The sequence below is a fragment of the Candidatus Hydrogenedentota bacterium genome, assembly GCA_019637335.1.
Lineage (GTDB): Bacteria > Hydrogenedentota > Hydrogenedentia > Hydrogenedentales > JAEUWI01 > JAEUWI01.
The window spans coordinates 273,767-285,418 of record JAHBVV010000002.1 but is presented as its reverse complement, the minus strand read 5'-3'; the positions used below and the strand labels follow the sequence as shown (position 1 = coordinate 285,418).

Here is an 11,652-nt window from a genome sequence, read left to right as displayed (position 1 = left end):
CCCGAAGCTGGAAACGGGTGCGGTAAACCGGCCGGTGGCTGTACCCGCGAAAAGTGTATTCCACGGGTACCGGCGCCCTCGCTTCACGGTGATCGTTTCACGCTTTCGCGGCCGGGCGCACTGGGGCTCGTGAGCCAGTCCCCGGGGACCGCCTCCGGCTGGTAAGGATGCCCGAAGCCGGAAACGGATGCGGTAATCCAGCCGGTGGCTGTACCCGCGAAAAGTGTTTTCCACGGGTACAGGCACCCTCGCTTCACGGTGATCGTTTCACGCTTTCGCGACTTCGCGCAAAGGGGCTCGGGAGCCAGTCCCCGCGCCGCGCGAAATCCCGCCCACTACGCCACGGCCATGGACTCCACATCAATGTGAATTGCCGAAGGTCTGGCGGTGGGCTCGGCGATGAGGGACTCGTAGCACGATTGAAACGCAATGGGATCGGCGCCGTCGTGCATCAGGACAAAGAGCCGGATGTCCTTTTCCGTGGACCACGACATATTGGTCGGGCCGTCCCCGGCATTCTCCCACTTCTTGACCGCCGCGTGGGACACGCCAAATCGGTCCGCGAAGGCCTTCAAGGTCATTTCGGTGTAGTCGCGGACAAAGCGCACCTGGTTCCCGGTCAGCCGGGATGGCTGGCGGGGAATCGCCTCGAACACCAGCCGGTCGATAATGCCGGGGTTGACATTCAGGACCCATTCATTGCCTATCTTGATCATCGGGACGTGATGGAGGATGACCTCATAGCCCGCGCCATGGTACGCGAATCTGCTTTGTATTCTGGTCTTATAGCCGGACATCGTTGCCTTTCCGGGGAACTTCACGCGCACCGTGTCAGGCGTGAAATTCCTGAATCCAAAGATATACCGTTCCGTCGGGTTCCCGCTCAAAGGAAACGAGAAATGTCAGCGCGGGATTGTCGGTCGTCTTGCTCGCCACAAACCCGAAGCAGGGGATCTCGTCTTTCCCCTTGACGTAATCGTGTTGTTCTGCGCGCCGGCTCCGCCTCAACTGCCTCAGCACACGCAAATGCGACAACTTTTGCTGGCCGAGCAGAATGTTGAAATGAACGCTGTATCGGACCTGCTCCAGATCGATACATTTGCCTAACAGTTCTCTCGCGTCGGAAACATACTGAAGCCAGTGCATCGGTTGAACGCGCCCTTCGGTGTGGGTGGCGCCGCCCCGGCGCCGCGCCCGCGCCTACGATACAAACCGCGCACATGCTTCGTCAAGACCAACTTCTTGTAACTTAGTTACACTCTAGCATCCGTTTACATTGTTGTCAACCGATGATTCGCCAGCAATGGAATAAGTCCCCGGGGACCGCCTCCGGCTGGCAGGGATGCCCGAAGTCGGAAACGGATGCGGTAATCCAGCCGGTGGCTGTACCCGCGAAAAGTGTTCTCCACGGGTACAGGCACCCTCGCTTCACGGTGATCGTTTCACGCTTTCGCGACTTCGCGCACTGGGGCTCGGGAGCCAGTCCCCGGGGACCGCCTCCGGCTGGCAGGGATGCCCGAAGCCGGAAACGGATGCGGCAATCCAGCCGGTGGCTGTACCCGCGAAAAGTGCTCTCCACGGGTACAGGCACCCTCGCTTCACGGTGATCGTTTCACGCTTTCGCGACCTCGCGCACTGGGGCTCGGGAGCCAGTCCCCGGGGACCGCCTCCGGCTGGTAGGGATGCCCGAAGCCGGAAACGGATGCGGTAATCCAGCCGGTGGCTGTACCCGCGAAAAGTGTTCTCCACGGGTACAGGCGCCCTCGCTTCACGGTGATCGTTTCACGCTTTCGCGACTTCGCGCACTGGGGCTCGGGAGCCAGTCCCCGGGGACCGCCTCCGGCTGGCAAGGATGCCCGAAGCCGGAAACGGATGCGGTAATCCAGCCGGTGCCTGTACCCGCGAAAAGTGTTTTCCACGGGTACAGGCAATCATGACGCGTTGCGTCACCCGTTACGGATGAAAAAAAAAGACGGCGGCTTCGCCGCCTGGCAGGCGGGGACGCCTGCGCTCCCAGCCTTTGCCGCTTCTTTGTTTGAGATACTGGTTTCCACGGGTACAGCCACCGGCTGGTATACGGTGGTTGTTCGAGGGGATCGCATCCGTGCCAGCCGGAGGCAGTCCCCTCCGGGCTCAGTCGTACATTTTCTCCACGCCGGCGGAGATGCGCGAGGTAAGCCAGCGCGGGAGGGAGTCGCCGCGCTTCCCGAATTGCACGCCGATCCATTTGGTTACGCTGGTCACGGCGCTCCACACGACGAGGTCGGGGCGGCGGCGCTTGAGCCAGTGGAGGGCTTCGCTCCACATCCGGTGCAGGCCATAGCGCAGTTCGCCGCCGATCGCCGGGTTGCCCAGGACGCCCATGCGTTTCAGGGATATGGCGGAATCGAAGGCCTTCTGGAATTCGTACCACAGCGATCGGTCGTGGCAATGGAGCACGGCGGCCTCGGGCACGTAGACGACCTTCATGCCGTTCATGAGCACGTTGTAGCACATGCCGACGTCCTCGGACATCACCACGGTCTCGTCGAACTTGAAGCGTTCCCAGACGCACCGCCGCACCGCCGCGTTGGCGTTGGACATGCGGAACATGCCCATCGACGGCTTTTTCCCGGGCACGAGAAAGCGCTCCTGGCGGCGGGCGGGATACTCGTATTCCATGGCGTAGGTGCGGAGCGCGCTGGCGCCTTCCGGGGCGATCTGGCGCCCGTAGGTCGCGGCCACCGCCCCGTCCTCGAAGGGGGCCACGAGCGAACGCAGCCACCCCATGTCCGTCGGGATGGCGTCGCCGCTGAGAAACACGAGGATATCGTTTTTCGCCATGGAGGCGGCCAGGTTGCGCGTGCGCCCGTGGTGGAAGTCGGTGGGGGCGATGGCGTGCGCGTCCACGCCGTGCGACGCCATGTATTCCACGGTGCCGTCGGTCGAGCCGGAATCGATATAGACGTATTCCACTTCCCCGTCGAAATCCTGCGAGAGCAGGCGCGGGAAGCTGCGCTCCATGTTGGCGAGCTCATTTTTCATGAGCAGGAGAATTGAAACACTCGGCGCCACGTTACTCCCTCGCGTCCACGGGCAATTGCGTCAGCACCTGTTCCTTCTCCTGCGCCATCTCCACCTCGTTCAGCAGGGCGAGCACCCGGTCCTCTTCCGTCTTCATGCCGAGCTTGTTGTAGGCCTGGCGCAGCCGGTTGAGCAGGTAGGGCTCGCGCGGGTTCGGTTCAAGCGCCTGCCGCAGGTAATCGGCGGCGTCGCTCCAGCGCCCCGCGCGCAGGCAGGCCTCGGCCACGTAGCGGGGAACGAGCCGCGATGGCTCCCTGCCCGCCAGGAACTCCCGCCCGAGCCCGACCGCTTCGTCGTAGGCTTCCTGCATGATGAGCGACCAGAGGATGTTGTTCTGGACGCCCTCGTACCCGCCGCCGAGATTCAGACACTTCCGGTACGCGATCTCCGCGTTCTTCCAGTCTTCCTGCTTGAAGAGGATGTCGCCGTGAACCTTGTGCGCGCGCGGGTAGAGCGGGGCGCGGTCCATTGCATTTTCCACCGAGACCAGCGCGCCCTTGAGGTCAAGCGCGGCCATCCGCGATTCGGCGCGGTTCAGGTGGGTGTCGGGGTCGCCCTCGCGCTGGGCGACAAGATACCGCGAGAAGGACAGATTCAGAACGACGGTAAGCACGAAACAGGCGGCCAGGAAAGTGGCCCACCGGCCCATCACGCGGCGGGCCTCTTCGGGGGAGTAGCGCGGCTTCATCAGCGCGCCCCTTTCGCGCTCAACACGATGCGCACCGTGGAGAACAGGATCCGGAGATCGGTCAGGAGCGACAGGTTGCCGATGTACACCAGGTCGTAGCGCAACCGGTCGGCCGGCTCCGAACTGTACGACCCCTTCACGTGCGAGAGGCTGGTCAGGCCCGGCTTGACGACCAGGCGGCGCTTGAAGAGCGGCAGCCGCTTCGAGAACTCGTCCACGAAGTGCGGGCGCTCGGGGCGCGGGCCCACGAGGCTCATATCGCCCCGCAGCACGTTCCAGAGCTGCGGGATCTCGTCTATCCGGTGGCGCCGCAGCACGCGCCCCACGGGCGTAATGCGCGGGTCGTTTTCCTCGGCCCACTTCGGGCCGCTCTCCCGCTCCACGTCCGCGTACATCGTGCGAAACTTGTAGATGTAAAACGGCGCGCCGAGCAGGCCGATCCGCTCCTGCCGGTAGAGCACCCCGCCGGGCGAGCTCAACTTGACCGCCAGCGCGGCGGCCGCCGCCACCGGGCTCAACAGCACCAGCGCCGCCAGCGCCGTCGCCACGTCGATGACGCGCTTGAGCCGCGCATAGCCGCCGGTATACAGCCGCTGCGTCACTTCGATAAGGGGAACGCCCGCCACGGACGCGATCTCGCTGTGCTGGAACAAAAGCGTGTCCTGCAGGCTCGGGTAGAGGTAGGTCCGCCGGTAGCGCGGCTCGCAGAAATCGGTCAGGGCCGTCAGTGGTTCCAGATCCATGTTGTCCCCGCAGATAATCGCCTCCGCGTGGCCCGCGCCCGCGCTGGCCTCGATCGAATCGAGGTCATTCGCCTCCGCATCGGCCGCGTCGCGCCCGGCATAGTGCGCCGTGAGATAGCTTCCCTCCGCCCGCGTCAATTCCGCGGCGAGCCGCCGCCCCTCGACCGGGTCGCCAAACACGACGAATACGCGCTGGAAGGAGGGAAAGCGCTTGAACACCCGCACCGCCAGCTCGCGCCACAACACGATCAGTACGAATCCGATCATTGGGCCCAGGACCAGCTCCCGGCGGGATATCACGAGCAGATCGCGCGGCAGCAGCGCCACCACGAGGAACAGCCCCACCAGCGTGCTCGCAACGCCCAATCCGGAGAAGTAAATCGAGTCAAAGCGGTCCGAAAGGCGGCTGCTCCGGTAGGCGCCGGCGGCGACCATGCAAACCGCGAACAGCACCAGGCACGCGATGCGGTCCCGCTGGAGATCCCCGTAGTCCACGCGGATCAGCGTGACCAGGCGGAAGAGCGAGGCCAGATTCAGCCCGATCCAGAAGCACAGCAGGTCCGTGGCCAGGCACAGCAAGGCCAGCCCGCGCTCTTCCTGTTTATAAACGGAGGGTGCTTTCATCGCCAATGAACTGCCAGACTTCCTTGCTGCGGGCGCGAAGACCCGGCGCGCCAGACGCGCGGGCGTGGGCCGCGCCCAACCCCGGAACGCGGCCTGTCAAGTAACTATACCAAAAACGGGCCCGCCGGGGACAGTTTCGCGGGGCGCCCGCTGTAAAGGCTACCGTGCGCGCGGCGGAACGTTTCAATCCCAAGCTAATAATTCTGCGCGACCGTCAATAGACTTGTTTTCCCGACCGGCCCGTGGTACCCTTGATCCCGGTAGTGTGGAGCGGTGTGCGACCGCAAAACGAGGAGACCCCTGCATGGCCGAAATCGACAAGTATTTCAAGCTGATGGTGGAGCATGGCACCTCGGATTTGCACTTCTGCACGGGGTGTAAGCCGATGTTTCGCAAGGATGGGTCGATCATGCCGCTCAAGGCGGACGAGGAGATTACCCCGGAGCGTGCGGAGCGTGTGCTCTTCGAAATCACACCGGAGAAGAACCTCAAGGAATTCCAGACCACCCACGACACCGACTTCGCCTATGAACTGGAGGGCTACGGGCGTTTCCGCGCCAATATCTTCCGGGATCACAAGGGGGTCGGGGGCGTGTTCCGCCTGATCCCCTCCGAGATACTGACCTTCGAGCAGCTGAAGCTTCCGCAGGCGCTCAAGAAGTTCTGCCAGTTGCACAAGGGCCTCGTGCTCGTCACCGGGCCCACGGGCAGCGGCAAGTCGACCACGCTGGCGGCGATGATCGACTACATCAACAAGAACCGGTCCGATCACATCATCACCATCGAGGACCCGATCGAATTCGTGCACGAGAACCAGCGCTGCCTGATCAACCAGCGCGAGGTGCATTCCCACACCATGGGCTTCAAGAACGCGCTGCGCGCCGCGCTCCGCGAGGATCCGGACATCGTGCTGGTGGGCGAAATGCGCGATCTGGAAACGACGCACATCGCGATCGAGACCGCCGAAACCGGCCACCTCGTCTTCGGAACGCTCCACACGACCACGGCGATCTCCACCGTGGACCGCCTGATCGACCAGTTCCCCTCGGGCCAGCAATCCCAGATCCGGACCATGCTCTCCGCCGCGCTGAAGGGCGTGGTGGCGCAGAACCTCATCAAGAAAAAGGGCGGCGGGCGTGTGGCGGCCCTGGAGGTGCTGGTGGTGAACGCGGCCGTGAGCATGCTCATCCGCGAAGGCAAGACCGCGCAGGTGATGAGCATCATGCAAACGGCCAAGAAAGAGGGCATGACCCTGCTGAACGAGGAGCTCGCGCGCTTCGTGAAGGAAGAGCTTGTGGAACCCGGCGAGGCCTATTCGAAGTCCGTCGACAAGGAGGGCTTCCTGAAGGCCCTCGACGGCCACGGAATCAGTTTCAAGCCCCCGGCCGACTGAGCCCGCCAAGAGCGATTACGCCGCCACCCCGCCAATTCAGATAGCCCTGAATTGGCGGTCTTTATATACTCGCGCCAACCGGGATTGGCCCGCATCCGCCTGGGGCGGACATACGAACGGCGGCGCGATCCCGAAGGACCGCGCCGCCTGGGCGGGCCTATGTTGTCGCCTGGTCGCGTTAGATCAGGCCCAATTCCTTGAGCACCGGGTCCAGCCGCGCGGCGGACTGGTCCGTCATCGAAACCAGGGGCAGGCGCAGGATGTTCTTGATCATGCCCATCTTGGCGAGGGCCGCCTTGACGGGGAGCGGGTTGGTTTCCACGAAGAGGACGGTGGCCAGCGGGAGCAGCTTGTAGTGCAGTTCGCGCGCCTTCGCGAAGTCTCCGGCGTTGGCGGCCCGGCAGAGGTCGGAAACGAGGCGCGGGGCCACGTTCGCCGCGACGGAGACCACACCGGTCGCGCCCACGGCCATCATCGGGAGGGTGAGGCTGTCGTCGCCGGACATGACGTTGATGTCGCAAAGGTGCAGGATCTGCGACACCTGGTCGACGCTGCCGCAGGCCTCCTTGACGGACTCGATAAAGGGAACGCGCCGCAGCTCCGCGATGGTTTCCGGGGAGATCTTGGTGCCCGTGCGCCCCGGCACGTTGTAGAGCATGATCGGGATTTGAGCCTCTTCGGCCACCAGCTTGTAATGCGCGACCTGGCCCGCGGGCGTGGGCTTGTTGTAGTAGGGCGTGATGAGCAGGGCCGCGTCGGCGCCGGCCTCTTTGGCGAACTTCGTAAGGCCGATGGCCTCCTTCGTGTTGTTCGATCCCGTGCCCGCAATCACGGGGACGCGGCCGGCGACACGCTCCACGGCGAAGCGGATGATCGCCTTCTGCTCCTCGTGCGAGAGGGTGGCGGCTTCGCCGGTGCAGCCACACGGCACAATGCCGTCCGTGCCGTTTTCGAGGTGGAAATCGATGAGGCGCCCGTAGGCATCGAAGTCGATTTCGTAGTTCTCCTGGAAGGGGGTGACCAGTGCTGGGAATGAACCCTGAAACATGTGGTTTGGCTCCTGCCCGGGGTGCGGGCGGTGCGCGGGGCGGAACCCCCGCGCGGGTTGTGTTGGTTGGGACGGCGCTCTATGCCCCCGGCATCATGCGCACGCGGCCGCGAATTCGCCGCCGCGGCGCGCATCATACCATATTCGGGGGGCCGTTAGAACGGAGCGTCGTCTTCGTCGTAATAATCTTCCACCGGCGCCTGATCATCCTCAAAGGGCTGGTAGGGGGGCGCGTCCTCGTCCGCGTGGAAGCCGTCGAGGTTCCGGAAGCGCTGAATATTGGGCTCGAAGAGCAGTTCCAGCGGGCCGGTGGGGCCGTTTCGCTGCTTGGCGACGGTCAGGCGGATGACGTTCTCGCGGCCCTCGCGCTCATTGGCGGGGAGGCGGGACAACATCATCACCACGTCGGCGTCCTGCTCGATCGCGCCGGATTCCCGGAGGTGCGAGAGTTTCGGGACGCCGCCGTCGTCTTTCTCGGCCTCGCGGCTGAGCTGCGAAAGGGCGATCACCGGGCAGCGCAGCTCGCGGGCGAGGCCCTTGATCGCGCGCGAGATCTCGGAAATCTCCACCTGCCGGTTTTCGGCGCGCGAGGACCCCTGCATGAGCTGGAGGTAGTCGATAATCAGCAGGTCGACCTTGTTCTGCGAGGCGTGCTTTCGGGCCTTGGAGCGGAGCTCGAGCACGCTGATGTTGGGGGTGTCGTCGATGTAGATTTTCGCTTCCTGGAGCTTGGCCGCCGCGTGCTGCAGCTTCGGAAACTCCGCTCGCGCCAGAAAGCCCGATCGCAGGCGCGTGCTGTCCACCTGGCCGACCATGCACAGCAGGCGGGACACCAGCTGCTCCTTCGCCATTTCCAGGCTGAACACCAGCACACCCTTGCCGTGGTTGGTGGAGGCGTTGGCGGCGACATTGAGACAGAAGGCCGTTTTGCCCACCGACGGCCGCGCCGCCAGGATGATCATGTCCGACGGCTGCATGCCCGAAAGCATCTCGTCGAGCTTGGTGAAGCCGGTGGGGACGCCCGTGATGCCGCCATCGGTCTTCATCTGCATTTCGATGCGCTTGATACCCTCTTCGAGGAGTTCGGAGACCCGGTGGATCGGGTTCAGCTGGCGCTGCTGCGCGATGCCGAAGATATCGGTCTCGGTCTGGTCGAGGAGATCGTCGATTTCGCCCTGGTTTTTGTAGGCCTCGCCCGCGCAGCGCGTGCAGATCGAAATGAGCTTGCGCCGCAGCGCGGCGTCGAGCACGATCTTCGCGTAGTACTCGACGTTGGCCGAGGTGGGCACGGCGTCCGTGAGTTCGGCGATATACGCCGCGCCGCCCGCCTTTTCGAGGGCCCCGTTGCGGGCCAGCGCATCGGTGAGGGTGAGCATGTCCACCGGGCGGTTGTCCCGCGCGAGCGAGAGAATGGCCTCGAAGATATGCTGGTGGGCCTCGACGTAAAAGGTATCGGCGGGGTCGTCCCGCAGGACTTCCACCGCCGTACCAACTGCATCGGGATTGAGCAGCATCGCGCCCAGGACAGACCGCTCCGCATCCTGATTCTGTGGCGGGGTGCGATCAAACACGGGTTTGGGCATTGTCAATGCTGCCATGCGCTTATTCGTCGTCGTCCGCTACGCCAGCGGTTTCCTCGGCTTCCTCGGCCACTTCTTCGGCCTTCTTGGGCTCTTCGATACCCGTTACCCAGACCTTGATATGGGCCTCGATCCCGCCCGGGAACTTCACCGCGACCTTGAAGATGCCGAGGGACTTGATCGGCTCTTCGAGCACGATGGTCTTGCGGTTGACTTCGTGGCCCATTTCCGCGAGCTTCTCGGCAATGTGGCCCGCGGTCACCGATCCGAAGATCTTGTCGCCCTCGCCCGCGCGGACCTGGATCTCGACGGTCAGCTTTTCAAGCTCGCGGGCGAATTTCGACTGCTCGGCGCGGCGCTTTTCTTCGCGGCGCTTGATGATCGCAAGTTCGTGCTCGATCTGCTTCGCGCTGGCGCTGTCGGCCTGCACGGCGAGCTTCCGCGGGATCAGGTAATTCCGGGCGAAGCCATCGGCGACCTTCACGGTCTGGCCCATTTCGCCCAGGTTATCGACATCATCACACAAGATGACCTTCATGCTGCTAACTCCCTTCGTTAGGCTTTACGTGGGCACGCGGGCGGGCCGCATGCGGTTCTGGGTGTACAGCCAAGACCCGGCGACGCCGCCGGGCCCTGTCCGATCTGGAAACTCAAGCGCGGCGCGCCGCGCGGTCTCATAGTCTGTTTACGGGGCCTGATCGTCCTGATCGGCGGACCGCTGGCTGATGCGCCGCAACAGGGCGGCGCGCCGGAAGCGCATGCGGAACTCGTACCAGGTATCGAAAAAACCCATCACGGTCAAGGCGGGCAACAAGCTGCTGAACAGCACGAAGCCCGCGAACACCAGGAGCACCGCCAGGGCCGAAGCCTTGAAGATGCTCAATGCGTAGAGCAGAATGGAAAACCCATTCAGCCAATACAAGAACGACAAGCCGATCGCCAGGTTCCAGGCGACCGCGCGGAGCACATCATTGGGCCAGCGCTGGTCCGCGAACCACAGCGCCGCCGCGGCTATGGCGGCCCACACCACCCAGTCCGGCACGCGCATCCGCTGGAAGCCGGTCGGGCGGCGCTTCTGGCGCGCATCGGGGGGCTGCTGCCCGCGATCAAGCACGCTGAGCGTAAACGCGCTCAGGTACAGGATCGTTCCGAAGAGCGAACCGAAGGCCAGATTCGGGCTGTTTACGTCCCACCACTTCGCGAACTCCACCGCCTGGTCATTGGAGACCTCGCTGGCGTTCATCTCCGCAATTCTCGCGTTGATAAACACGGTCAACCCGTGGCGCCAGGTATCCCAGTTGGCGAGCGTAAACAGCGCCGACGTCACAAACAGCAGCCCCGTCACCAGGGCCAGCCGCGCTCCGTAGGACCAGCCGCGCCGCATGAGCGCCGCCACCAGTATGCCTCCGGAGGCCAGCGCCGCGTGCACGATGCCCAGCGGAAGCGAGCCCAGCAGAAGCGCCACGGCCGCGCCGGAGAGCGCCGCGACGCCCGCCGCCTTGCGCGGCTCGCCCGCAAGCCCGTATTGCGCCGTAATCAGGACGCAACACAAGGCCGAAAGCGGCAGCGCGCCGGCCAGCAGGAACAAAAACGCCAGCGGGAGCAACAGCGCAAGCTGCTGCACTCCGGGCCGCGGCGGGCGGGCGACGTCAGCGGGCACGCCGGGCCGCTAGTCCGCCGAGTACGGCAGCAGCGCAATCTGGCGGGCGAGTTTGATCGCCTGCGTCAGCATGCGCTGGTGCTTGGCCGAAGCGCCCGTGATCCGGCGGGGGATGATCTTTCCGCGCTCGGTGATGTAGTGCTTCAGCATGGCGACGTCCTTATAATCGATATGGACGACGCGATCCACGGTCAAGCGGCAGATCTTCGGGCGCTGGACCTTCTTCTTCTTCTTCCGTTTCGCCTTCTTGGCGCGGACCTTGGCCTTTGCCTTGGCGGAAATTTTTGCCATGATTCAGAATTCCTTATCGTAGTTGCGTTTAGAAGGGGATGTCGTCTTCCGGGAGCGGCTCTTCGATCTCCCGTGGCGCGGGCGCCTGGCTGGAACGGCCGCTGTCGCCGCCGTACCCGCCGCCGCCATAGTTTCCGCCGCCACCGGCAGCGCCAGCGCCTCCGCCATAGCCACCTCCGCCGCCGCCGCCACGCCCGTCTTCATCCCAGTCGAGCGGTGTTACCCGGATGGCCGAAATCTCGATTTTTGACCGCTTCTGGCCTGTGGTCTTATCATCCCACATGTCGCTCTTGAGGCGGCCTTCCACGAGTACCGGACGGCCTTTTTTCAACTTCTCGCCAACGAACTCCGCTTGCTTATCCCACATGGAGACGTCGACGAAGGTGGATTCCTCCTTCCGCTCGCCTTCCTTGCTGCGGTAATAGCGGGAGTTGGCAATGCGGATCCGGCAGACGGCCCGGCCCGAACTGATGTACTTCAGATCGGGGTCGTTCGTCAGCCTGCCCGCGATAAACACCTTGTTGAGATCGGGTAACCGGAGATCGCTCATCCTTCCTCACCT

The 11,652-nt window shown here is 64.0% G+C and carries 12 protein-coding genes; 2 read left to right on the top strand and 10 right to left on the bottom strand.

Translation table 11 applies throughout. From position 1 onward, the window contains the following. Positions 1-335 precede the first annotated feature (335 nt). Positions 336-797 (bottom strand): hypothetical protein, encoded by a 462-nt coding sequence (locus KF886_04675; protein ID MBX3176633.1) that lies wholly within the window; start codon positions 795-797, stop codon positions 336-338. 31 nt (positions 798-828) lie between these two features. Here KF886_04675 and KF886_04670 point away from each other — a divergent pair, with 31 nt between their 5' ends. After that, positions 829-1,107, top strand: coding sequence for a hypothetical protein (locus KF886_04670; GenBank protein ID MBX3176632.1), 279 nt, complete (start codon positions 829-831; stop codon positions 1,105-1,107). A gap of 1,026 nt (positions 1,108-2,133) precedes the next feature. On the opposite strand, the gene KF886_04665 is transcribed toward KF886_04670, so the two are convergent. Genes KF886_04665 through KF886_04655 form a run of 3 tightly spaced genes read right to left on the bottom strand, consistent with a single transcriptional unit; the run spans position 2,134 to position 5,118 of the window. Further along, positions 2,134-3,024, bottom strand: a complete 891-nt coding sequence (locus KF886_04665) for a glycosyltransferase family 2 protein (protein MBX3176631.1) — start codon at positions 3,022-3,024, stop codon at positions 2,134-2,136. A 31-nt stretch (positions 3,025-3,055) separates the two neighbouring features. Beyond that, a complete protein-coding gene (locus KF886_04660) occupies positions 3,056-3,751 on the bottom strand; it encodes a hypothetical protein (GenBank protein ID MBX3176630.1) in 696 nt (231 codons plus the stop codon). Continuing rightward, positions 3,751-5,118, bottom strand: a complete 1,368-nt coding sequence (locus tag KF886_04655; protein ID MBX3176629.1) for a sugar transferase — start codon at positions 5,116-5,118, stop codon at positions 3,751-3,753. The genes KF886_04660 and KF886_04655 overlap by 1 nt, the downstream gene beginning before the upstream one ends. Positions 5,119-5,422: 304 nt before the next feature. Between KF886_04655 and KF886_04650 the strand changes: the two genes are divergently transcribed. Then, positions 5,423-6,511 carry a type IV pilus twitching motility protein PilT gene (locus KF886_04650; GenBank protein MBX3176628.1) on the top strand — a complete coding sequence of 363 codons (1,089 nt, stop codon included), beginning with the start codon at positions 5,423-5,425 and terminating at the stop codon, positions 6,509-6,511. 178 nt (positions 6,512-6,689) lie between these two features. On the opposite strand, the gene dapA is transcribed toward KF886_04650, so the two are convergent. The 6 genes from dapA to KF886_04620 form a co-directional block, all read right to left on the bottom strand. Beyond that, positions 6,690-7,559, bottom strand: a complete 870-nt coding sequence (dapA, locus tag KF886_04645) for a 4-hydroxy-tetrahydrodipicolinate synthase (protein MBX3176627.1) — start codon at positions 7,557-7,559, stop codon at positions 6,690-6,692. A 155-nt stretch (positions 7,560-7,714) separates the two neighbouring features. Continuing rightward, positions 7,715-9,157, bottom strand: coding sequence for a replicative DNA helicase (gene dnaB, locus KF886_04640; protein ID MBX3176626.1), 1,443 nt, complete (start codon positions 9,155-9,157; stop codon positions 7,715-7,717). Positions 9,158-9,161: 4 nt separating this feature from the next. Beyond that, on the bottom strand, positions 9,162-9,677 hold the full coding sequence (gene rplI / locus KF886_04635; GenBank protein ID MBX3176625.1) for a 50S ribosomal protein L9: 516 nt from the start codon (positions 9,675-9,677) through the stop codon (positions 9,162-9,164). 147 nt (positions 9,678-9,824) lie between these two features. Then, positions 9,825-10,799 carry a DUF2232 domain-containing protein gene (locus KF886_04630; protein ID MBX3176624.1) on the bottom strand — a complete coding sequence of 325 codons (975 nt, stop codon included), beginning with the start codon at positions 10,797-10,799 and terminating at the stop codon, positions 9,825-9,827. Positions 10,800-10,808: 9 nt separating this feature from the next. Further along, complete coding sequence (gene rpsR, locus KF886_04625) at positions 10,809-11,090, bottom strand: 30S ribosomal protein S18 (GenBank protein MBX3176623.1); 282 nt, start codon at positions 11,088-11,090, stop codon at positions 10,809-10,811. Between the two features lie 28 nt (positions 11,091-11,118). After that, positions 11,119-11,640 (bottom strand): single-stranded DNA-binding protein, encoded by a 522-nt coding sequence (locus KF886_04620; GenBank protein MBX3176622.1) that lies wholly within the window; start codon positions 11,638-11,640, stop codon positions 11,119-11,121. Positions 11,641-11,652 lie beyond the last annotated feature (12 nt).